Here is a 21,659-nt window from a genome sequence, read left to right as displayed (position 1 = left end):
AGCGGCATCCGGGACCACCCCGTGACCCTACTGCCCCGGAAGCGGAGCGGCGGGGCTTCGGCATCGGTCAGTATGGAAACGTGTCGAACATTCGCGAAGCTGTTATGGACCTCGAACGCCACGCCGCGAAGCAGGGGTGGGACCAGCCGCTCGGGCTCTACGCCCTGGTGCCCACGGTCGAACTGCTCAGGGCGGAGCCCGGGCTGGCCGACCTGCTGGGGATCGCCTCCCCCGAGGACGAGGACGAGTTGACCCCCGTCGAGCAGGAGCACCTGCCGGACGACCTCCCGCTGGAGGAGGCGCTGGGGCGCATCCTGTGGCCGGAGGGCGTGGTCGGTTGCGCCCTGGTGATGGAGCGTCTGGTGGTGAAGGGCTCGGACGAGACGCTGGCCCCGGGCGAGGACCCGAGCGCCTCCGGCCGGGAGACCGAGGAGATCCGCATGGTCGCCGGTGTGCTGCGCGACGGCTCGCGGCACTGCGCGATGCGGATGCGCAGCCACGACAGCGAGTCCGAGGTGCTCAGCGGCGCGGACCTGGTCCCGGCTCTGACCTCCGCGCTGGCGCTGACCCTGGACCTGGAGGAGGAGCCGGAGGAGGGCTGAGCACGCCCCGCCGGAAGGCGCGGGCCGCAGCGGAGGTCCGAAGCGGGCACGGGCGCCCGGCTGGCTTCGCGCGTCTCGGGGCTCCCGGGGGAAGGCCGCGCGCGGAGCGGGCACCGCCTACTCGCAGCGGGGCAGCTCCCCCTCGCCGGTGCGGATGGTCTCCAGGGCCTCGACCGCGTCGGTGAGGGTCTCGATCCGCACCACCTCCAACTCCTCACGGGCGGCGGACTGCGACACCTGGGAGCAGCTCTCGGCCGCCACGAAGAAGTACTCGGCCCCGTCGCGGTGGGCGCTGACCATCTTCTGCGGGATGCCGCTGACCCCGCCGACCCGCCCGTCGGAGGTGATGGTGCCGGAACCGGCGACCTCCGCCCCGCCGGTCAGCCCCTCCTCGCTGAGCCGGTCCATGATGCCGAGCGCGAACATCATGCCCGCGCTGGGCCCGCCGATCTCGCCGACGGTGATCTCGACGTCCACGGGGAAGTCCATCCGGTCGGCGACGTACACGCCCACCGCCGCCCGGCCGCCCTCGCCCTCGTCGGTGGTGACCTCCACCTCGACGGTCTCGCCGTCGCGCTCCAGGGTGAGCTCGACCGGTGCGCCGGGCTCGCGGTCGCCGACCATCTGCACGACGGCGGCGCTGCCGACGAGGGCCTCGGGGTCGTCTCCCCCCCGGGTGGGCACGGCCACGCCGTCCACGGCCACGATGACGTCGTCCTCGCGCAGCAGTCCCTCCGCTGGCCGGCCCTCCATGGCGCCGGTGACCACGGGGCGGGCCTCGTACTCCATGCCCAGCTGGTTGAGCGCGGCGGCGGTGGCGTCGGTCTGGGAGTCGTTCATCTGCACGCTCTGGCGCTCGCTGACCTCCTCGGGCGTGCGCCCGGCCGGGAAGAGCAGCTCCTCGGGCATGACGGCCTGGGTCGGCGAGAGCCAGGCGGTGACCACCGTGAGGAAGTCCATCCGGCGCTGGGGGCCTCCGGCGTACTGCACGGTGACCATGGACAGCGAGCCGTCGTGCTCGTAGCTCCGCGCGCCCTCGATCTCGATGACCGGGCCCTCCTGGACCTCCCCGAGCGTGTTCACTGTGAGGCCCGGCGCGGCCACCAGGTAGGGGACGGGCAGGAAGAGGCTGCCGACCACGAGCCCCGCGAGGAGGACGAGGGCGACAACGAGTGTCATGACACGACGAAGCATGCGCACAGCCTATTGCCGTCCCGCGCGCCCGGGGAGCGCCCCTTCACCGAGTGCGCGCGGCGCCCGCTCCGACGCCGCGCCGTGCGCTCAGGGAGCGCCCACCCACTCGCTGCGGCCGTCCTCGAAGTCCTGCTGCTTCCAGATCGGCACCTGGGCCTTGAGGTCGTCGATGAGGCGGCGGCAGGCCTCGAAGGCCTCCTGCCGGTGCTCGGCCGCCGCGGCCACGACCACGGCGATGTCGCCGATCTCCAGCTGGCCGACCCGGTGCACCGCGGCCATCCGGACCACGGGGCGGCCCGGTACGGAGGTGTCGCTGAGCACCTTCTCCATGACGACCCGCAGCTGGGCCTCCACGGTCGGGTGCGCCGAGTAGGCGAGTCGGGCGACGTCACGGCCGTGGTCGTGGTCGCGGACGGTACCGATGAACACCGCCGTGCCGCCCGCGCGCGGGTCGGAGACCGCGGCGAGGACCTCGTCCACCGAAAGGGGAGTGTCGCGTACGGACGCGAGAGTGATCTCTTCCACGTTACGAAGGTACCAACCCGACGTCGCCCCATGTCGGAACGGACGTGCTCGTTCCTCCGCACGCGCATGTGCCGTCGCCCCGCGTGCGCGCGCCGTCGCCCCTCGTGTGCGCGGCGGGGTCACCCGCCCTTGCGCCTGCGCAGGTGCCGGATGGCCGCGGCGGTACCGATGGCCGCCGCGGCGGCGCCCGCGGCACCGGCCGCGGTGATGGTGACCTCCTTGCGGCCCAGGCTGCGGCCCACCAGCGCGGGCTTGCCGCTCCGGGACTCCAGGAGGGCGGCGAGGGAGGCCTCGTTGTCGTGGCCGGGCTTCCACCCGGCCTCGCGCAGGACCGAGCAGTCCACCACGCAGGGGTAGACGAGGAACTTGAGCTCCCCCTCCGCCGCCGGGGTGATCCGCGCCTGGTGCAGGCGGCGGACCGCGCCGAAGGCCAGGTTGGCGGGCACCTCGAAGTGCTTCATCCCGGTGATGCGCTCCACCTCGCCCTGGGAGAGGGAGCCCTCCCCGCCCACCGCGACCACGCCGGTGGGCCCGTCCACCCCGTGCACGGCGCAGAAGGCCAGGGCGCTGGCCAGGTCGTCCTCGTGGCAGAACTGCCAGTGCTGCTCGTGCCCCTTGACGGTGAGCAGGCGGGGGGCGGAGAAGTGCCGGCTGAGCAGGGTGTCCAGTCCGGGCCCCACCAGGGGTGCCGGGCGCACGACCGTCACGCGCAGGCTCGGGTGGGCGCGGCGGGCGCGCTCGGCCAGGGCCTCGATCTCGGCGAAGTCGCCCATGAGTCCCTCGCTGTTGTCGGACACGCGCGGAGCGTCCTCGGCGAGGGGCACGGGGTTGTCCGGCGCCGCGCCGTAGACCATGGTGCTGGTGACGAGGAGGACGCGCGGCACCCCCGAGGCGGCCGCGGCGGTCAGGACTGTCTGGGCCGCGCGGATGTTGTGCGCCCGGCGGCGCGCGGGCCGGGTCTGCAGGGAGCGGTCGTCGGCGGTGTGCACGAGCACGTCCACCCCGTCCAGCCGGGAGACCAGGCCCGGGTCGCAGACGTCTCCGATCCGCCAGGTGACACCGCGCAGGTCGGCGAACTCGTCGTCGATGGCCACGACCTCGCGGGGGGCCGCGGAACCTTCCGGCGTGGCCAGGCGTTGCACGAGGAGTCGGCCCACGCCGGAGGCGGCACCGGTGACAGCGATGACACCGCCCGCTCCACCCCGCGGGCTGTGCTCTGGGCGAACCTGGCTGCTTTCGGTATTCACTCCGGGCGACTCCCAGCTAACGTGACAGTGGAGACCAAACCTAATCCTGCCTGAGGTCTGATAGTGAGCGACCTGCCTTTCGGTTTCAGCATGCCGAACGATCCCGATGACGAGTCCGGACGCCGCTCTGGCGACTCCGGCTCGGGTGCCGGCAGCGGCGGCCCGGGCGGAGGGGGTCCCGGAATGCCGGACGGCTTCCCGTTCGGCGACCCGCAGCAGATGGCCAACATGCTGCGTCAGTTCGCCGACATGATGTCGGCCCAGCCCGGTCCCGCGACCGGCGGCCAGGCGCCGCCGTCGTCGGGGATGAACTGGGAGATGGCCAGGGACGTCGCACGCCAGTTGGTCGCCCAGCAGGGCGACCCGAGCGTTCCGGTGTCCGACTACGCCAAGGTGGAGGAGGCCCTGCGCCTCGCCGACCTGTGGCTCGACCAGGCTACCGACCTGCCCTCGGGGGTCCACACCGCCCAGGCCTGGAGCCGGTCGGAGTGGATCGAGCGGACCATGGAGTCCTGGAAGCAGCTGTGCGACCCGCTGACCAGCAGGACCGTCCAGTCCATGGGGCAGAACCTGCCCGAGGAGATGCGCTCCGTCGCGGGCCCGCTGCTGGGCATGATCCAGCAGATGGGCGGCATGATGGTCGTCCGCCAGGCGGGCCAGGCCATCGGCGAGCTCTCACGCGAGGTGGTCGGCAGCACCGACATCGGGCTGCCGTTGGCCGGTGAGGGCCACGCCGCGCTGCTGCCCTCGGGTGTGGAGCGCTTCAGCGAGGGCCTGGAGGTCCCCCGGGAAGAGGTGCGGCTGTACCTGGCCGCGCGCGAGGCGGCCGTGCACCGGCTCTACTCGCACGTGCCCTGGCTGCGATCGCACGTGTCCCGGCTGGTCCACGAGTACGCGGACGGCATGTCGTTCGACGTCAGCGGACTGGAGGACCGCCTGGGTGAGATCGACCTCACCAACCCCGAGGCGCTCCAGGAGGTCCTGGGCGGCGCCGGGGGCGAGGGGCTGTTCCAGCCCGAGGACACCCCGCAGCAGAAGGCGGCCCTGGGCAGGCTGGAGACCACCCTGGCGCTGATCGAGGGCTGGGTGTCCACCGTGGTCTCGTCCGCGGTCTCCCAGCGGCTGCCGCAGGCCGACGCCCTGGCCGAGGCGACCCGGCGGCGCCGGGCCACCGGCGGTCCCGCCGAGCACACCTTCGCCGCCCTGGTGGGCCTGGAGCTGCGCCCGCGCCGCCTGCGCGAGGCGTCCGCGCTGTGGTCGGCCCTGGAGGAGGCGCGCGGGGTCGAGGGCCGCGACGCCGTGTGGCAGCACCCGGACCTGATGCCCACCGGCGAGGACCTGGACGACCCGGACGCCTTCGTGCGCGGGTCGGAGTCGGTCGACTTCGACATCTCCTCGCTGACCGAGGAGGCCCCCGGCCAGAAGAAGGACGAGGAGCCCGGGGACGACGAGCCGGGCACCGGCCGAGGAGAGGACGCCTAGGTGTCACTGCACGCCGACGCCCGGGCGGTCCTGGACGCGTGGACCGCGCCCGACGCCAGGCAGGAGGAGCTGCGCCGCTCCTACCTCGCCCACCTGGACGGCCACCCGGACGGCATGTGGCGCGGCTGCCTGCCCGGCCACGTGACCGCCAGCACGGCGGTCCTGTCCTCGGACGGCTCGCGGGTGGCGCTCACCCTGCACCGGATCCACGGGATGTGGCTGCAGACCGGCGGGCACTGCGAGCCGGAGGACACCACCCTGGCCGGGGCCGCCCTGCGTGAGGCCACCGAGGAGTCGGGTATCGAGGGGATCACGCTGCTCCCCCAGCCCGTGCGCCTGGACCGGCACGCCGTGCCCTGCGGCGGCGGCAGCTTCCACCTGGACGTGCAGTACGCCGCGATCGCACCCGAGGGCGCCGCGCTGGTGCGCGACCCCGACGAGTCGGCCGACCTCGGCTGGTTCCCGGTCGACGCTCCGCCCGAGCCCTCCGACGACGCCTGCCGCGCCCTGATCCGCGCCGCCGCGCGGGCGGTGGCCGGGCACCTGGCGACCGCGCGCACCGCCGGGGCCTGAGGTCCGGCACCGCGGAGCAGCCCACGCGTGGGGAGGTAGGCTCGCGGTACGTCCAGACGACCCCCCACCGCCGGGAGCGCCATGTCCGTGTCCCCGGACGGCCGGCGCCCTCCCTTGGGCCTGGTGGTACTGACACTGGTCTTCGTCACCGCCGTGGCGGCCGCGGTGCTCTTCCTCGCCCGGCCCGGCGACGTATCCGGCCCGGGGAACACCGGGTACGAGGAGGAGTGGACCCTGCTCACCCCGGAGCCGGGAGGGCCGACGGCGGGCATACCCCGCGGGGGGTACACGGAGTCCGACGAGCGCGCGGTCAGACCCGTGGAGTAGCCCCGTGCGCGGCCGGACCCTCACTCCTCGAAGGCGACCTCGGAGGTGTCGAGCTCCTCGTCGTCCTCGGCCGGGTCGCAGGGCTCGGCGCGGGAACCGGCGCTGAAGCCCTCCAGGTACCCGCGGGCGCGTTCGGCCTTGGGGTAGCGGCGGACCAGGTCCCAGAACTCCGGGCCGTGGTGCGGGATGAACAGGTGCGCGAGTTCGTGGATGAGGACGTAGTCGACCACCCAGGAGGGCATTCCGGCCACGCGGCGGGAGATGCGGATCGCCCGGGTGTCGGGGGTGCAGGAGCCCCAACGGGAGTTCTGGTTGTCCACCCACCGCACGCTGTCGGGCAGTTCGGTACCGCCCAGGTAGCGCCGGGCCAGTTCCACCGCCCGCTCGTGCAGTTCCCGGTCGCCGGGGCGGCGGCGCCCCTCGCGGGCCTCCAGTCGTTGCAGCATCCGGCCCACCCAGCGCTTTTCCTCTGCGCGGGAGAACGTCGCGGGCACGAGGACGACCGTGGTGTCCCCGTCCCGGTAGGCCGACACGGTGCGCCGACGACGAGGACTGCGTCGAACCTCGATTTTGGTGTTCGAGGGCACGAACTTTACGGTAGCCGAGCGAGGCGCTCCAGCACAGGTGTCCCTTGTCTGGTTATGTCACTGTTTTCACCAGATCACCGACTCCCGGAACGTAGCCGAAAAATACGGCCCCGTAGCACATTCCGCTCTGACCAGCGGCGTTTTTCGGCTGTGTGACCGGCCACTGCGGGGCATTTCAGGGCGCCGGGTTGATCTTTTGGATGCACAAAAGAGACCGGGCGGTGACCCCCCTCGGAGGGTCACCGCCCGGATCGGTTCAGGGCGCCGGGCGGTCCGTCAACCGCCCCGCCGCACGGCCCGTCAACACAGGCGTGACCACGCGACTTCCATGAGCGCCTGTTCCATGCGGCGCTCCTCGCGCTGGCGGGCCCGCAGTTGGCGGGCGGTGAGCTTCCTGTCCTGGACGCGCCGGGTCTCGACATCCATCTGTTCGACCACGCGCATGATCTCCATCATCATCATCACTCGTTCGGTCCTTCGGGGTTCGTAGGGGTTCGGGGGTTCTTCCGGCCGCTCAGGCCGCGACCGGAGCGGGGTTCTTCCGGGGGCGGCCCCGGGGGCGCTTGCGCGCCACGATCTGGCCGGAGACGAGCAGCTGCCCGCCCCAGACGCCCCACGGCTCACCGCGGTCCAGCGCGTCGGCCAGGCACTGCTCACGGACGGGGCAGGATCCGCAGACGGCCTTGGCCGCTTCGACGTCGGCGGGGGCTTCGGCGAAGAAGAGGTCGGGCTCCAGGCGGCAGGGAACCTCGGTGTCGGACAGCCAGGGCGTTTCCAGGACCGACGCAAGCATCGGTGCCCTCCAAGATCTTTGATCGTTTCGTACAACGCGGTCGGTGTTGGGTCACCGGAACCGGTCCGGTGAGGGACCTGGACTTGCGATGCCGCCGTCCTTCCCCCGCCCCTGGGGGGCGAGGAACCGGACGGAGATACAAAGAAAGCCGCGGCCCCTGTGTCGGGGTCCGCGGCCACGGTCGAAACTCTCGGCCTGTCCTGCTCCTAGGCCGGATTCCTCCGTGGACACTCCCCCGATGCGCCGTAGAGGCGCTGGTGGGTAGCTTCTGCGTGTTCCGCCATGGGCTTGCCGCGATCACGGGCGAGCTCAAGCGTGGCGGGCACACCACTGCCGTCGCCGGTGCGCTCGACACGGGACACCTGGCGTCGGGAGCCGGAAGCTCCCCAGGTGCCGCCGGTACCGATGCCGGTGCCGGGGGTGGACTCGCCGGACGAGGCGATGACGCCCGGGTGACCGCACGGGACGGTGCCCGAAGCAGCGGTCAGGGACAGCTGGGACGGCAGCATGGCGAAGTCAGCAGCGAAGCCGGGGTTCGTGGTGATGCTGGTCATCTGATCGGACACCTCCTTCACAGTCGGACGGCGGGAATCTCTCACCCGCGCCGGGAGCGGTCATTGCGACGGTGTACAGACTATGGGTGTGGACAGAAAGAGAGCAACCTATTTTTGACCTGCGGAAACGTCCGCATCCGGCCAGTGGTTCGCGGGAATGGAACCGTTCCCGGGAGCGTTACCGCGCCGCTGGTTCCGCGAACTCAGAAGACCGCGTCCGGAAGGCCCCGGGCAGGCGGCCGCGAAGCCCGCGCGGGCGGGCCAGCCGTCACCTACAGGGGGCCGGGCAGGGCGTCGGACCAGCCCTCGGCGTCCACCACGCGGATCATCCCCTCCTGGACCACCGAGCACACGAGTTCGCCGTCGCGGGTGTAGACCATCCCGCGCGCCAGGCCGCGCGCGCCCTGGGCGGTCGGGGACTCCTGCGCGTACAGCAGCCACTCGTCGGCGCGGAAGGGCCGGTGGAACCACATCGCGTGGTCGAGGCTGGCCATGGAGATGCCCGCGAAGGAACGGCCGTGCCGCAGCAGCACGGTGTCCAGCAGGGTCATGTCCGAGGCGTAGGTCATCAGGCACACGTGGGTGAGCCGGTCGTCGGGCAGCTTGCCGTCCACCTTCAGCCACACCGGGTTGTTGGCGGTGCGCAGCCGCGGGTCCCGCTCGGCCTCGTAGGACATCGGGCCGACCGGGCGCAGCTCGATGGGGTGCCAGCGCACGAACCCGGGCACCCTGCCGAAGGCCTCCTGGAGGCGCTGGCGCGTGCTCGGCAGATCCTCCGGCGGCGGCACGTCGGGCATCGGGAGCTGGTGGTCCAGGCCCGGTTCCTCCTTGTGGAAGGAGGCCGACAGGGTGAATATCGGCTTGCCGTGCTGGACGGCCACCACCCGCCGCGTGGTGAACGAGCGCCCGTCCCGGACCCGGTCGACCTCGTAGACGATCGGCACCGAGGGGTCCCCCGGGCGGATGAAGTACGCGTGCAGGGAGTGCACGTGGCGGTCGGGGGGAACGGTGCGTCCGGCCGCGACCAGCGCCTGACCCGCGACCTGGCCGCCGAAGACCCGCTGCGGCCCCTCCTCCGGGCTGCTGCCCCGGAAGATGTTGACCTCGATCTGCTCCAGGTCCAGCACGGTCAGCAGGTCGGCGAGGGACTGCCCCCGCATCTCGGCGTCGACGCTCTCGCTCATGCTTCCTCCGCTTCCTCCCCGGCGCCCCCGCCCGCTCCGGTGCCCGCGTCACCGTCCCGCGCGGCCAGGACCTCCTCCGGCTCCGCGCCGGACACCAGCGCGATCACCGCCTCACCGTAGCGATCGAGCTTCACGGACCCGACACCGGACACCGCCGAGAGCTGGGCCGGGCTGGTGGGCTCCTGCTCGGCGATGGCCTGGAGCGTCGCGTCGGTGAAGATGACGTAGGCGGGGACCTTCTGCTCCTGCGCGCTCGCGCGCCGCCAGTCGCGCAACCGCTCCAGCAGTGCCTCATCGTAGCTGGACGGGCAGTCCAGGCAGCGGCCCAGCTTGCGCTCGGCCGCGTCGGTCAGGGCGGTCGAGCACACCCGGCAGCGGGCCACGCCGTTCCTGCGCCGCTCGGCGCGCCGGTTGGACGTGGACGGGGAGGCGGGCCGGAGCCCGTCCAGGAACCGGGAGGGTTTGCGGGACTTGCGGCCTCCGGGCGAGCGGGCCAGGGACCACGACATCATCAGCCGCTCGCGGGCCCGGGTGACCCCCACGTAGAACAGGCGGCGCTCCTCCTCCACCTGCTCGTCGGTCTCGGCGTAGATGATCGGCATCATGCCCTCGGTGAGGCCGACCAGGAAGACCGCGTCCCACTCCAGGCCCTTGGCGGCGTGCAGGGAGGCGATGGTCACCCCCTCGAAGCCGGGGGCGTGCTCGGTGGCCATGCGCACTTCCAGCTCCTCGACGAAGTCGGCGACGGTGGCCGCACCGCCGTCGGGGCGGGGCGCGGCCGCCATGTCCTCGGCCAGCTGGGCGAGCGCGGACAGCGACTCCCAGCGCTCGCGGGCCTGGCGCCCCTCGGGGGCGGTCTCGGTCAGGCCGAGCTGGCCCAGGAGCTGGCGGACCGTGCGTACGAGGGGCTCGGGCTCCTCCCCCGCCGCGCCGTGCCGGGCGCCGCGCAGGGTGTGCACGGCCTGCTTGATCTCGGGCCGGTCGAAGAAGCGCGCGCTGCCGCGCACGGTGAACGGCACGCCCTCGTCGGTCAGCGCCTGCTCGTAGGCGGCCGACTGGGAGTTGGTCCGCATCAGGACCGCGATCTCGCTGGCCGGGGTGCCCTCCTCCATCAGGACGCTGATCTTGCGGGCCACGCCGGTGGCCTCGGCCAGCTCGTCGTCGTACTCCTGGTACATGGGGTCGGGGCCGTCGGGTCGCTGAGCCTGGAGGGTCAGGTGCCGGGCGGCGGCGGAACCGCGCGCCTGCGCGATGACGTGGTTGGCCACGCGCACCACCTGCGGGGTGGACCGGTAGTCGCGGACCAGTTCGACCACGGTGGCGTGCGGGTAGCGGGCGGCGAACCCGGTGAGGTAGCCGGGGGTGGCGCCCGCGAAGGAGTAGATGGTCTGGCTGGGGTCGCCGACCACGCACAGGTCGTCGCGGTCGCCGAGCCAGGCGTCCAGCAGCAGCCGCTGGAGCGGGTTGACGTCCTGGAACTCGTCGACGACGAAGTACCGGTACTGGTCGCGCACGCGCCGGGCGATGTCGGGGTACTCGTTGATCATGCCCGCCGTGAGTTCGAGCATGGACTCGAAGTCGAGCAGGTTGTGCTCGCGGCGGATCTCCTCGTAGGCCTCGAAGACCCGGGCCACCTCGGTGGCGGGCAGCGGGGGCTGGCGCCCGGCCTTGGCCACGGCCTTGTCGTAGTCGGTGGGGCGCACCTGGGTGACCTTGGCCCACTCGATCTCGCTGGCCAGGTCGCGCAGGCCGGTGCGGTCGGGCTGCAGGCCCACGGAGTGGGCGGCGCGCGAGACGGCCTGGATCTTGCTCTCGATGAGGGTGGGTTTGTCCCCTCCGACCACCTGCGGCCAGAAGAAGGACAGCTGCCGCAGCGCCGCGGCGTGGAAGGTGCGGGCCTGCACGCGGGGGGCGCCCAGGCTCCGCAGGCGGCCGCGCATCTCGCCGGCGGCGCGGGTGGTGAAGGTCACCGCGAGGACCTGCTGCTCGGAGACCACCCCGCTGGCCACCGCGTAGGCGATGCGGTGCGTGATGGCGCGGGTCTTGCCCGTTCCGGCGCCCGCCAGGACGCACACGGGACCGCGCAGCGCGCGGGCCGCCTGGGTCTGCTCCGGGTCCAGTCCCTCCAGGACGCGGTCGGGGTCCATGGTGCTCCTGCATCGGTCGGGGCGGGTGGGTCTGGCGGCCCAGTCTCTCAAGTATCCGGCGTTCCCGGGAGCGGATCCGCCGCCGTGGCCGCCCGCGCGCAGGTCACGTGGCACATCCGACATTCCAGAACCAGTTGGGCCTGTGAGGCGTCCCACGTTGTGTCGCGCGGTCACGGGAAGCGGTCCGGCTCCCCCGGTGTTGACCTGTCCGGACACGAACCACGATCGCAGACGGAAAGAGGACGTGAGCGAGATGACGAGCTCGGCGACCGAACAGTTCACGATGTACACCACCCCGTGGTGCGGCTACTGCAAGCGGCTCAAGAGCCAGCTCTCCCGCGAGGGCATCACCGGCCGCGAGGTGAACATCGAGGAGCACCCGGAGGCCGCGGAACTCGTGATGAGGGTCAACGGCGGGAACCAGACGGTCCCCACGGTGGTCTTCAGTGACGGAGCGGCGATGACCAACCCGTCGCTCGCTCAGGTGAAGCAGAAACTGGCCGAGCTGTCGTAGGACGGACGCGGGCCGCCGGGGGTACCGGCGGCCCGCGCCGCGGGGCCCGCCGCCTTCGGCGGTGCACCTCCGACGGCGCTCGGCCCGGAAAGGGCTGAGGCGATGACGACGGGGAGTGTGGAGTTGGAGGAGGACATGAGGCCTCGTGACACGGCGGTGGACCCCGGGGTGGTCCGCCGTACCCCCACGGGATGGCGCGTGGAGGGCGCCGAGGAGGTGCCGGACCTGGTGAGCGCCATGGTCCTGGCCGACCTGCTGGCCGGCGAGTCGGGTGCGCGGCCGCGCACCCAGGCGCCCGGCCGCGCACCCGAGGGGGCCTCGGAGGTCGAGCGGCTGAGACACACCATCACCCAGCTGGAGCACGCCCTGCACTCGCGCGTGGTGGTGGAGCAGGCGATCGGGGTCCTGGCGGAGCGGCACACGCTGGCGCCCCGCGAGGCCTTCGAGCGGCTGCGCTCCTCGGCGCGCTCGCGCGGCCGCAAGGTCGCCGACCTGGCGCGGGACGTGGTGGAGAGCAGCACGAGCCCCCTGACCGTGCTGCCCGACGAGCTCGGCACGGGCTGACCCCGCCGCGGAGCGGAGCGAGCCCTTCGCCGGCGCGGGCGACCCCACCGCCCACGCGGACGGACCCCGGCCACCCGACGGCCCCCGGTCCGCCCCGCCGTCGGCGCGGACCGTCCCCCGCACGGGCGGGGCTCACCAGCTGCCGGGGAGCTCGGCTCCGTACCAGTGCTCGATGAGGGTGCGTGCGATCGACACCCGGCCGGGCAGCAGGACCTCCTCGGCGTGCACGGCCTCGGCGAGTTCGGCGCGGGTGAACCAGCGGGTGACGGCGATCTCGTCGTCGGTGCGCTCGGTCTCCCCCACGGCCCGCGCGGTGTACCCCACCATCAGGCTGCGCGGGAACGGCCAGGGCTGCGAGGCCAGGTAGCGCGGGCTCTCGACCACGATCCCGGCCTCCTCGGCGACCTCGCGGACCACGGCCTGCTCCAGGGACTCCCCGGCGTCGACGAACCCGGCCAGGACCGAGAAGCGCTGGGCGGGCCACCGGGGGTTGTTGCCCAGCAGCACCTCCTCGCGCCCGTCGCGCTCGCGGTGCACCAGCATGATCACCGCGGGGTCCGTGCGCGGGAACTGCTCGCTGCCCTCCCGGTCGCACACGCGCACGTGCCCGGCGGCGGCGGAACTGGTGGTCGAACCGCAGCGGGGGCAGAACCCGTGGGTGGCGTTCCAGTTGGCCAGGGCCACGGCCCGGGTCATCAGGCCGGTGTCGCGGTCGTCCAGCAGGGCGCCGACCTCCCGCAGGGAGGCGGGCTCCGCCCCGGGAGCGGGGGCCAGGTCCCCGGAGGAGCGGACCGCGAAGTAGGCGCGCTCGCCGTCGCTGCCGAGCAGGTAGCGCTCCCCCTCGGGAGCCTCCCCGGGGGAGACGAACACCAGGCGGGGGTCGTCGCCGGTGGTGACCAGGGCGCGGGACTGCTTGGCCATGATCGCCCGCCAGCCGTAGCTGACCGGGTCGCCGCCCTCCAGCACCAGGACCCGGGTGCCGGGGTCGGCCCACGCCCGGGCCAGCCATTCCTCGTCGCGGCGCAGGTGCGCGGCGGCGTCGACGGAGAAGCGGGAGAGCAGGGGGGTCGGATCGGCGTCCATGGGTCCTTCCGGGGTCGGCTGGGCCGCCGTGCGCGGCCCGCGTCTACAGGAGTAACACCGCCGGTGGCCGCGCGCATCCGCGGAAGCCCCGGTGGGCGCCGCCGCGGGCACGCGCGCGGCCGCGGCCTCACCCGGCGACGGAGCCGAGTTCCTCCCACAGGTAGGCGGCGCTCTCGGCGCCCTTGAGCAGCAGGGGCACCTCCACCTTCTCGTTGGGGGCGTGGATGCGGTCCTCGTCGAGTCCGACGGCGACGAACACCAGCGGGGCCCCGAGGATGTCGGCGATGTCCGCCTCGGGACCGCTGCCGCCCTCGCGGGTGAACAGGACCCGCGTGCCGAACGCGCGCTCCATGGCGGAGCGGGCCGCCTTGAGGGCGGTGGAGGACAGGTCGGAGGCGCAGGCCCGCACGCCGGGGCCGCCGAACTCCACCTCGGCGCGCAGCCCCTCGGGGGTGGCCGCCTCCACGAAGGCCCGGACGCGGTCCTGGACGTGCAGCGGTTCCTGTCCGGGCACCAGGCGGAAGCTCACCTTGGCGTGCGCGGAGCGGGGGACGATGGTCTTGCCGCCCGAGCCGGTGTGGCCGCCCCACATGCCGTTGATCTCGGCGGTGGGGCGCAGCCAGACGCGCTCCAGGGTGGAGTAGCCGCGTTCGCCCCAGGCGGCGGTGGAGGCCGCGGTGGCCAGCCACTCCTCCTCGTCGAAGGGCAGCTGGGCGATGAGGTCGCGCTCGGCCCGGCTGGCCTCGACCACACCGTCGTAGAACCCGGGGACGGCCACCCGGTTGTCCTCGTCGTGCAGGCCGGACAGCAGGTCGGCCATGGCCTTGAGGGGGTTGGGCACGGCGCCGCCGAACGAACCGCTGTGCAGGTCGCGCTCGGGGCCGTACAGGCTGATCTCCACGTCGGTGACGCCGCGCATGCCCACGCACATGGACGGGGTGTCGGCCGCCCACATGGTGGTGTCGGAGATGACGGCGACGTCGCAGGACAGGCGGTCGCGGTTGGCCCGCATCAGGTCGGCGAAGTGGACCGAGCCGGACTCCTCCTCGCCCTCGACGAGGAGCTTGACCGTGACGGGCGGGGCGTCGGCCCCGGAGGCGGCCAGGGCGGCGCTCACGCCCAGGGCGTGGAAGAGCACCTGGCCCTTGTCGTCGGAGGCCCCGCGCGCGTGCAGGGAGGTGCCGCGCTCGGTGGGCACGAAGGGGTCGGTCTCCCACTCGGCGACGGGGTCGACCGGCTGGACGTCGTGGTGACCGTACACGAGCACGGTGGGGGCCGCGGGGTCGGCGGCGGGCCACTCGGCGAACACGGCGGGCAGTCCGGGGGTCTCCCAGACCTCCACGGTGGGGAAGCCGGTGGCGGTGAGGTGGTCGGCGAGCCAGTGCGCCGACCGCACCACGTCGGGGTGGTGGGCGGGGTCGGCGGAGATGGAGGGGATCGCCAGCCATTCCTTGAGGGAGGAGACGAACTCGGCCCGGTGTGCCTCGATGTAGGCGCGTACGTCCATCAAGTTGTCCTTTCCAGACGCCATTGTCGAGACCGAGCCTAGGACGCGCGCGGACCCGTCCGCCCCGGCGGGGAGGACGGTCGCGGAACGGGCCCCGCGGCGGCCCGGTGCCTCACCCGGGCTCGGGCAGTGCCTCGATCAGCGCGGCCAGCCCCTCGGCGTCGAGCAGGTCGGCGGGGCGCACGGTGAGCCCGGCGCGCACGTAGTGGAAGGCGGCCCGCACCTCCGCCAGCTCCACCCCGGCCAGCTCCGCCCAGGCCAGGCGGTAGGCGGCCAGCTGCACGCCCACGGCGCGGCGCTCGGCCTCGGTGGCGGGCGGGCGTCCGGTCTTCCAGTCCACCACGTCGTAGCGGCCGGTGGCGGGGTCGTGGAAGACCGCGTCCATGCGGCCCCGGATGAGCCGGTCGCCGATCACCGTCTCGAAGGACACCTCCACCTCGGCCGGGATCCGCGCGCCCCACTCGCTCTCCTCGAAGCGGGCCTGCAACTCGGCGAGGTCCTCGTCCTCCCCCGCGGTCTCGTCGGCGGCGCCGGGCAGCTCGTCCAGCAGTGTGGCGCGCTGGCCGAACCGCTGTTCCAGCCAGGAGTGGAACGCGGTACCGCGCCGGGTGTGCGGCGCGGGCGGACGGGGCAGGGGCCGCCGGATCTGCCGGGCCAGGGCGGAGGGGTCGCGGGCCAGCCACACCATGGACGACACCGACAGGTGGCCGGGCAGCTCGACCTGGACGGCGCCCTCCGCCCGGCGCTGCTCCTCGGCGCGGCGGTGGGCGAGCAGGAGTTCGGTGTCGCGCTCCCACCCGCGCAGGCGGCGGCGCAGCCCGGGCGGCGGCGCGGCCCGCTCCTCCTCCGGGTCGGTCTCCCCGGCCAGCAGGCGGGCGCGGGCGCGCTCGACGAGGTCGGCCCCGGCCAGGATCTCGGCGCGCCGCCCGGAGGGCGCCCTCCCGTCGGCGTCCCCGGGCCCCTCGGCGTGGCCGTCCTCCTCGGGCGGCCACACGGCCGTGCCGCCGTCCTCCTCCTCGTAGGGGTTGTCGTCGGGATCGGGTCGCGGCTCCCAGTGCGCGACCGTTCCGGCGCCGCCCTCGCAGGCCGCGCGGACCTCCTCCAGGAAGGCCGAGGGGCCGCGTTCGCTGGCGGCGTCGCTCCCCCACCAGTGGCCGGTGCACAGCAGCGCGAAGGAGGCGCGGGTGACGGCGACGTAGGCCAGCCGCCGCTCCTCCAGCAGGTGGCGCTCCTGTTCGGCCGCCTTGAACTCCTCGATGCCCTTCTTGTCCACCGCCAGGAGCTCGGGCAGGTTGCGCCGGTCGCCGCGCAGCCGGTAGGGCAACAGGTGCTCGCCCTTGATCCACATGTCGCCCTCGGACAGGCTCGTGGGGAACAGCGGGGCGTACTTGCCTCCGCTGACGCCGGGCACGACCACCACGGGCCACTGGAGCCCCTTGGCGGCGTGCATGGTCATGAGCTTGACCGTGTCGGCGCCGCCGACGCGCTCCCCGGGGGCCAGGCCGCTCTCGCGTTCGGCGGCGGCCCGCAGGTAGCTGAGGAAGCTGCCCAGGGTGGGGTCCTCGCTGTTGCCGACGAAGCGGACCGCGTGGTCGACGAAGGCGTCCAGGTCCGCGCGGGCGGACAGCGGGTCGCGGCCGGTGCGGGCGCCCACCTCGATGTCCAGGCCCAGCATCCGCTCGACCTCCGTGATGAGGTCGGGCAGCGGCTGGCCGACGAGCTTGCGCAGGGTGCGCAGCTCCTCGGCGAGGCGGCCGAGCCGCTCGCGCGCGGCCGGGGAGTAGTTCTCGGCCGGGCCGGGGTCGTCCAGGGCGTCCACCAGGCTGCCGCTCTCGGCGGTCAGGTCCAGGACGGTGCGGCGCAGGATGTCGTCCTCGGGCTCCTCCCCGGGGTCGGGCGAGGTGAGGTCGCGCCGGGTCTGGCGGGCCAGCTCCGCGGCGCGCGACCCCAGGGCGGCCAGGTCGCGCGGCCCGATCCGCCAGCGCGGCCCGGTCAGCACGCGGGCCAGCTCGTTTCCGGCCGAGGCGTCGTGGACCACGCGCAGGGTGGCGATGATGTCGCGGACCTCGGGCACGGTCATGAGCCCGCCCAGGCCGACGACCTCCACCGGGATGTTCCTCGCCTCCAGGGCCTCGCGCAGCGCGGGGAACTGGGAGCGCTTGCGGCACAGCACGGCGACGTCGCCGGGGCTGATTCCGCCGTCCTCGGCACCGCCGGACTCCCCGGGGGGCCAGGCCAGCCCGTCCGGAGCGGCCTCGGCGCTGCCCGGCTGACCGGGACCGGCGCGCAGGTAGGCGCTGACCCGCTCGGCGATCCACTCCGCCTCCTGGCGCTGGCTGGCGAACAGGCCCGCGTGGGCGACGCCCCGGCCGCGCCGGGCCGGCCCCGGGTGCAGGACGGGCACCTCGGGGCTCTCGGCGCGCAGCGGCTCGGAGATGTGCTTGGCCACCTCCAGGATCCGTTCGCCGTTGCGGAAGCTGGTGGCCAGGCGGCGCACGGGCGCGGCCCGGCCGGGGGCGGACGGGAAGTCGTGCGGGAAGTTGGTGAGGTTGGCGGCGACGGCCCCGCGCCAGCCGTAGATGGACTGGCAGGGGTCGCCGACCGCGGTGACGGCGTGGCCCTCGCCGAACAGCGCGCGCAGCAGCACGAGCTGGGCGTGGCTGGTGTCCTGGTACTCGTCCAGCAGCACCACGCGGAACCGGCCGCGTTCGATGAGTCCGACCTCGGGGTGGTTCTGGGCGATGCGCGCGGCCAGGGACACCTGGTCGCCGAAGTCCATCGCCTCGCGGACGTGCTTGGCGTGCTCGTAGCGCTCCACGAGCGGCAGGAGCTGCTCCCGGCGCAGCTGGGCGTTGAGCAGGTTGCGCGTGGGCACCGTGGGCTTGCGCGGCAGGGCCTCCACCGCCGCGCGCAGCCAGCGGCCGATGCCGCGAACCTGCTCGGTGCTGGTGAGGTGGTCGGCGATCTGCCCGGACAGGTCCAGCACGCGCCGGGTCACGGTGTCGGCCCCGACGGTGATCAGGTCCATGGGCCCGTCGTACTCGCCGACGATCCGGGAGGCCAGCTGCCAGGCCTGGCCCTCGCTCAGCAGCCGCGCCGTGGGCTCGACCGCCTCCCGCAGGGCGTGATCGGAGACGATGCGACCGGCGTAGGCGTTGTAGGTGGACACCGTGGGCTCGCCGTCGAGCAGTTCCTCGGGCAGCTGCTCGGTGGCGCGCAGCTGGTCCAGGCGCCTGCGCACGCGCTCGGCCAGCTCGGCGGTGGCCTTGCGGGTGAAGGTCAGGCCGAGCACCTGCTCGGGGCGCACGCGGCCGTTGGCCACCAGCCACACCACCCGGGAGGCCATGGTCTCGCTCTTGCCCGACCCCGCGCCCGCGATGACCACGCCGGGTTCCAGCGGGGCGGAGATCACCTCGGACTGCTCGGCGGTGGGCTCGGGCTGGCCGAGGAGCCGGGCGAGTTCGGCGGGTGAGAAGCGGGGGCGGGGCGGAGCGGGGGGCGGGGAGTCGGGGTCGGGGAGGGGGCGGAAGGGGGAGGCGGGGTGGGTTTCAGACATGTCTGCCCTCGTCCTGGACCGGGCAGCAGGAGCGGACGGCGCACGACCTGCAGCCCTTGTTGCGTGTGGCGGTGAAGCGGGAGCCGCCCATCCCGGTGGCGACCTCGCGCACCAGGGCGTCGGCCCACCCCGGGTCGGGGTCCTCGGCCAGCGGCGGCTGGGGTTGCTCCCGCGCCTTCTTGAGCTTCTCGCCGACTTGGACGAGCATGGCGCCGCCCGGCTCGGTGAGGCCCAGCCGGGCGAAGGCGCCCTTGAGGACGGCCATCTGGTAGACGCCGAGCTGGGGGTGGCGGGCCAGGTCCTCGGCCTTGTTCTTCCCGGTCTTGATGTCCACGACCACCGCGCGCCCCTGGTCGTCGCGTTCGAGGCGGTCCACGCGGCCGGTGATCTCGATGCCGCCCACGTCCACGCGGAACCCCTCCTCGGTGACGACGAGTTCGCGGTCGTTGGCCGCCTCCCAGTCGACGAGCTTGCGGACCATGGTGTCGGCGCGGTCGCGCTGGGCCCGGGACTGCCAGGGGCCGCCGAAGTCCAGGTCGGCCCAGATCTCGTCCATGCGCCCGCTGATCTCCTCGGGGGTGCTGCCCTGGGCGACCAGGACCGCGACCGCGTGCACGACGGTGCCCAGGGCCGAGGCGGAGTCGCCGGAGGAGGCCCCGGCGGCGCGTTCGAGCAGCCAGCGCAGCTGGCAGTTGGTGAAGCTCTCCACCTGGGAGGGGGAGACGCGGATGGTGTCCTGGGCGTCCGCCAGGGGGCGGTCGTCGCTGAAGGGCGTGAGCGCGTACCACTCCGAGGGGTCGGCGCCGCGGACGCCCTCCTCGGCCAGGCGGGCCAGGTGCAGGGCCGCGGCCTCCCGCAGCGGTGCCGGGGCCCCGGCGTCGGTGACCACCGAGCGCAGGTCGGCCACCAGCGAGGGCAGGGAGAGCCAGCGCAGGCCGGTGCTGACCGGCTCGGGTTCGCCGACGCCCATCTCGGCCAGGAAGCGCGAAGGGCGCTCCTCGGTGTCCTCCCCGCCCACGGCCGTGACCACCAGGGTGCGGCGGGCCCGGGTCAGGGCCACGTAGAACAGGCGGCGCTCCTCGTCCAGGAGTTTGGAGGCCAGGGCCGCACCGGAGGAGTCCGCGGCGTGCACGTCGGCGTCGACGAGTTCCTCGACCCCCAGCAGGGAGCCGCGCAGGCGCAGGTCGGGCCAGTCGCCCTCCTGGGCCCCGGCGACCACCACCAGGTCCCACTCCAGCCCCTTGGAGCGGTGGGCGGTGAGGATGCGCACCGCCTCGCCCTCGGGGGCGCGTTCGGCGAGGCTGTCGCCGGGGATCTCCTGCGCGGCGAGGTCCTCCAGGAACCCGGCGGGGGCGCCCGGGGGAAGGCGGTCGCAGTAGCGGGCCGCGCTCTCGAACAGGGCGACCACGGCGTCCAGGTCGCGGTCGGCGGCGGCGCCCCGGCGGCCCCCGGCCAGGCTGGCGCGCAGCAGCCGGTCGGCCAGGCCGCTGTCCCGCCACAGCTCCCACAGGACCTGTTCGGCGTCGGCGCCCTTGGCGGTCAGGTCGCGGACGGTGCGCAGCGCCCGGGCGACGCGGGTGGCGGGCGCGGCCACCTCGGGGTCCACGAGGGCGAGGTCGGCCGGGTCGCGCAGGACGTCCACGAGCAGCTGGGAGGCGGGGCGGTAGGCGCCGGGCTCCGGGCCCCCTCCCCCTTCGCGGTTCCCGCCCCGGTCCGCGGACCTGTCGTGGGCGCGGTCCAGGTCCAGACGGCGCAGCGCCCGCACCAGCCTGCGCAGCCGAACGGTGTCGGCCTCCCCGAAGGGGCTGGTGAGGAGTTCGCGCGCGGCCTCGTCGTCCAGCTGGTCCGGGTACAGGCCGTGGCGGATCAGCGCGAGCAGGGGGCGCACGATCGGCTCCGCGGCCACCGGCAGGTCGTCGGCGCCGACCGCGACGGGCACCGAAGCGGCGGTCAGGGCGCGGCGCAGCACCGGCAGCTGGCGGGTCGAGGAGCGCACCAGCACGGCCATGTCCGACCACGGGACCCCGTCGACCAGGTGGGCGCGGCGCAGGGTGTCGGCGATGACCGCGGCCTCCTGGGTGGGGCTGTCGGCCAGCAGCACGCGCACCTCGCCCTCGGGCAGGCCGGGGGCGGGGGCCAGGTCGCGGTGCTCGTTGACGTGGCCCCGGGCGGAGGCGACCGCGGGCAGGCGCCGGGTCAACCCGCGCGAGGCGGACAGCAGGGCCGCGCCGCTGCGGCGGCAGGTGCGCAGGGCGACCACGGGGGCCTCGGTGCGCCGCACGGTCGGGAAGCGGCGGGGGAAGTCCAGGATGTTGTGCACCTCGGCGCCGCGGAAGCCGTAGATGGACTGGTCCGGGTCGCCGACCGCGACGAGGTCGCGGCCGTCCCCGGCCAGGGCGCGCAGGAGCTCCTCCTGCGCGGGGTCGGTGTCCTGGTACTCGTCGACGAACACGACCTCGTGCGCGGCGCGCTCGCGCTCCTGGACCTCGGGGTCGGAGAGCAGGTTGGCCGCCACCCGCACCAGCTCGGCGTAGTTGAGCGTGGGCACGGGGGCGATGTCGAAGCGGCCGGTGTAGCGGTCGAGGAACCCCGCGGCGGCGACCCAGTCGTCGCGGTCGCGCTCCCGGCCCAGCCGCTCCAGGTCCTCCGGTCCCATCCCGCGCTCCTGGGCGCGCATGAGGAAGTCGCGCAGTTCCTCGGCGAACCCGCGGGTCTCCAGGGCGGGGCGCAGGCGCTCGGGCCAGTCGGCGCCGCCGTCACGGGACTCGCCGGTGAGGAGTTCGCGGACCTCCATGAGCTGTTCGGGGCCCGAGAGCAGGCGCGGCGGCAGGTCTCCCATGCGCTGGAACTCGCGGCGGATCAGGGCGTAGGCGTAGCTGTGGAAGGTCAGGGCCAGCGGTTCGCGGGTGGTCCGGCGCAGGCGGGCGGTGATGCGCTCGCGCAGTTCCTGGGCGGCCTTGCGGCTGAAGGTGAGCACCAGTACGCGCGAGGGGTCCACGCCGCGGCGGTCGACGCGGTCCACGACGGCCTCGACGATGGTGGTGGTCTTTCCGGTGCCGGGCCCGGCCAGCACCAGGAGGGGTCCGCCCTCGTGGTCGACCACGCGCCGCTGGTTGTCGTCCAGCACCGGCGGCGGCTGCACCCGGTGGGCGCGCCGCACGAGACGGTACGGGGTTGTGTTCACCCCACCAGTTCACCAGAGGGTGGCGACCATCCCGCA

Annotated in this window: 19 protein-coding genes; 6 read left to right on the top strand and 13 right to left on the bottom strand. The window is 74.0% G+C overall.

Features of this window, described 5'->3' with window-relative positions; translation table 11 throughout:
- The first annotated feature begins 80 nt into the window (after positions 1–80).
- Entirely contained in the window at positions 81–602 is a 522-nt protein-coding gene (locus FYW95_RS15265; RefSeq protein ID WP_236572193.1) for a PPA1309 family protein, read from the top strand.
- Between the two features lie 117 nt (positions 603–719).
- Here FYW95_RS15265 and FYW95_RS15260 read toward each other — a convergent pair whose 3' ends face one another.
- The 3 genes from FYW95_RS15260 to FYW95_RS15250 all read right to left on the bottom strand — a co-directional run bounded on the left by FYW95_RS15260 (position 720) and on the right by FYW95_RS15250 (position 3,505).
- On the bottom strand, positions 720–1,781 hold the full coding sequence (locus FYW95_RS15260; protein WP_159940508.1) for a YlbL family protein: 1,062 nt from the start codon (positions 1,779–1,781) through the stop codon (positions 720–722).
- Between the two features lie 102 nt (positions 1,782–1,883).
- A complete protein-coding gene (locus FYW95_RS15255; protein ID WP_159940506.1) occupies positions 1,884–2,321 on the bottom strand; it encodes a molybdenum cofactor biosynthesis protein MoaE in 438 nt (145 codons plus the stop codon).
- Positions 2,322–2,440: 119 nt separating this feature from the next.
- Positions 2,441–3,505, bottom strand: coding sequence for an NAD-dependent epimerase/dehydratase family protein (locus FYW95_RS15250; RefSeq protein ID WP_370462351.1), 1,065 nt, complete (start codon positions 3,503–3,505; stop codon positions 2,441–2,443).
- Positions 3,506–3,631: 126 nt separating this feature from the next.
- Here FYW95_RS15250 and FYW95_RS15245 point away from each other — a divergent pair, with 126 nt between their 5' ends.
- The 3 genes from FYW95_RS15245 to FYW95_RS15235 all read left to right on the top strand — a co-directional run bounded on the left by FYW95_RS15245 (position 3,632) and on the right by FYW95_RS15235 (position 5,950).
- Positions 3,632–5,050, top strand: coding sequence for a zinc-dependent metalloprotease (locus tag FYW95_RS15245; RefSeq protein ID WP_159940502.1), 1,419 nt, complete (start codon positions 3,632–3,634; stop codon positions 5,048–5,050).
- Complete coding sequence (locus FYW95_RS15240; RefSeq protein ID WP_159940500.1) at positions 5,051–5,623, top strand: NUDIX hydrolase; 573 nt, start codon at positions 5,051–5,053, stop codon at positions 5,621–5,623.
- A gap of 123 nt (positions 5,624–5,746) precedes the next feature.
- Positions 5,747–5,950, top strand: a complete 204-nt coding sequence (locus FYW95_RS15235) for a hypothetical protein (protein WP_159940498.1) — start codon at positions 5,747–5,749, stop codon at positions 5,948–5,950.
- A gap of 20 nt (positions 5,951–5,970) precedes the next feature.
- Here the strand turns inward: FYW95_RS15235 and FYW95_RS15230 are convergent, their stop codons facing one another.
- From FYW95_RS15230 to FYW95_RS15205, 6 genes are all read right to left on the bottom strand, one after another.
- Positions 5,971–6,537 (bottom strand): M48 metallopeptidase family protein, encoded by a 567-nt coding sequence (locus FYW95_RS15230; RefSeq protein ID WP_159940496.1) that lies wholly within the window; start codon positions 6,535–6,537, stop codon positions 5,971–5,973.
- Positions 6,538–6,837: 300 nt separating this feature from the next.
- Positions 6,838–7,002 carry a hypothetical protein gene (locus FYW95_RS15225; RefSeq protein WP_159940494.1) on the bottom strand — a complete coding sequence of 55 codons (165 nt, stop codon included), beginning with the start codon at positions 7,000–7,002 and terminating at the stop codon, positions 6,838–6,840.
- Between the two features lie 49 nt (positions 7,003–7,051).
- Positions 7,052–7,330 carry a WhiB family transcriptional regulator gene (locus tag FYW95_RS15220; RefSeq protein ID WP_159940492.1) on the bottom strand — a complete coding sequence of 93 codons (279 nt, stop codon included), beginning with the start codon at positions 7,328–7,330 and terminating at the stop codon, positions 7,052–7,054.
- A 206-nt stretch (positions 7,331–7,536) separates the two neighbouring features.
- Positions 7,537–7,884, bottom strand: coding sequence for a hypothetical protein (locus FYW95_RS15215; protein ID WP_159940490.1), 348 nt, complete (start codon positions 7,882–7,884; stop codon positions 7,537–7,539).
- 272 nt (positions 7,885–8,156) lie between these two features.
- Positions 8,157–9,068, bottom strand: coding sequence for an acyl-CoA thioesterase II (gene tesB / locus FYW95_RS15210; protein WP_159940488.1), 912 nt, complete (start codon positions 9,066–9,068; stop codon positions 8,157–8,159).
- Entirely contained in the window at positions 9,065–11,215 is a 2,151-nt protein-coding gene (locus tag FYW95_RS15205; RefSeq protein WP_159940486.1) for an ATP-dependent DNA helicase UvrD2, read from the bottom strand. The genes tesB and FYW95_RS15205 overlap by 4 nt, the downstream gene beginning before the upstream one ends.
- Before the next feature lie 253 nt (positions 11,216–11,468).
- Here FYW95_RS15205 and FYW95_RS15200 point away from each other — a divergent pair, with 253 nt between their 5' ends.
- Together FYW95_RS15200 and FYW95_RS15195 are read left to right on the top strand one after the other, a co-directional pair.
- Positions 11,469–11,729, top strand: coding sequence for a mycoredoxin (locus tag FYW95_RS15200; RefSeq protein WP_159940885.1), 261 nt, complete (start codon positions 11,469–11,471; stop codon positions 11,727–11,729).
- Positions 11,730–11,864: 135 nt separating this feature from the next.
- Positions 11,865–12,293 carry an ANTAR domain-containing protein gene (locus FYW95_RS15195; RefSeq protein WP_159940484.1) on the top strand — a complete coding sequence of 143 codons (429 nt, stop codon included), beginning with the start codon at positions 11,865–11,867 and terminating at the stop codon, positions 12,291–12,293.
- A gap of 132 nt (positions 12,294–12,425) precedes the next feature.
- Here FYW95_RS15195 and nudC read toward each other — a convergent pair whose 3' ends face one another.
- The 4 genes from nudC to FYW95_RS15175 all read right to left on the bottom strand — a co-directional run bounded on the left by nudC (position 12,426) and on the right by FYW95_RS15175 (position 21,599).
- Positions 12,426–13,376, bottom strand: a complete 951-nt coding sequence (gene nudC / locus FYW95_RS15190) for an NAD(+) diphosphatase (RefSeq protein ID WP_159940482.1) — start codon at positions 13,374–13,376, stop codon at positions 12,426–12,428.
- A 127-nt stretch (positions 13,377–13,503) separates the two neighbouring features.
- Positions 13,504–14,883, bottom strand: coding sequence for a dipeptidase (locus tag FYW95_RS15185; protein WP_160050440.1), 1,380 nt, complete (start codon positions 14,881–14,883; stop codon positions 13,504–13,506).
- Between the two features lie 112 nt (positions 14,884–14,995).
- Entirely contained in the window at positions 14,996–18,439 is a 3,444-nt protein-coding gene (locus FYW95_RS15180) for an ATP-dependent helicase (protein WP_159940478.1), read from the bottom strand.
- The gene (locus FYW95_RS15175; protein ID WP_201294879.1) at positions 18,432–21,599 is read right to left on the bottom strand and encodes an ATP-dependent helicase; all 3,168 of its coding nucleotides are present in this window, start codon (positions 21,597–21,599) and stop codon (positions 18,432–18,434) included. The genes FYW95_RS15180 and FYW95_RS15175 overlap by 8 nt, the downstream gene beginning before the upstream one ends.
- Between the last annotated feature and the right edge of the window lie 60 nt (positions 21,600–21,659).

It is taken from the genome of Nocardiopsis sp. FR4, assembly GCF_009830945.1.
Taxonomy (GTDB): Bacteria; Actinomycetota; Actinomycetes; order Streptosporangiales; family Streptosporangiaceae; genus Nocardiopsis.
This window is presented reverse-complemented; position numbering and strand designations above follow the sequence as displayed.

Bases quoted from the DNA above. Each gene is read 5' to 3' on its own strand.
- FYW95_RS15260 (WP_159940508.1), bottom strand. From the start codon at position 1,781: ATGACACTCGTTGTCGCCCTCGTCCTCCTCGCGGGGCTCGTGGTCGGC.
- FYW95_RS15220 (WP_159940492.1), bottom strand. From the start codon at position 7,330: ATGCTTGCGTCGGTCCTGGAAACGCCCTGGCTGTCCGACACCGAGGTT.
- FYW95_RS15215 (WP_159940490.1), bottom strand. From the start codon at position 7,884: ATGACCAGCATCACCACGAACCCCGGCTTCGCTGCTGACTTCGCCATG.
- tesB (WP_159940488.1), bottom strand. From the start codon at position 9,068: ATGAGCGAGAGCGTCGACGCCGAGATGCGGGGGCAGTCCCTCGCCGAC.
- FYW95_RS15205 (WP_159940486.1), bottom strand. From the start codon at position 11,215: ATGGACCCCGACCGCGTCCTGGAGGGACTGGACCCGGAGCAGACCCAG.
- FYW95_RS15200 (WP_159940885.1), top strand. From the start codon at position 11,469: ATGACGAGCTCGGCGACCGAACAGTTCACGATGTACACCACCCCGTGG.
- FYW95_RS15195 (WP_159940484.1), top strand. From the start codon at position 11,865: ATGAGGCCTCGTGACACGGCGGTGGACCCCGGGGTGGTCCGCCGTACC.
- nudC (WP_159940482.1), bottom strand. From the start codon at position 13,376: ATGGACGCCGATCCGACCCCCCTGCTCTCCCGCTTCTCCGTCGACGCC.
- FYW95_RS15185 (WP_160050440.1), bottom strand. From the start codon at position 14,883: ATGGACGTACGCGCCTACATCGAGGCACACCGGGCCGAGTTCGTCTCC.
- FYW95_RS15180 (WP_159940478.1), bottom strand. From the start codon at position 18,439: ATGTCTGAAACCCACCCCGCCTCCCCCTTCCGCCCCCTCCCCGACCCC.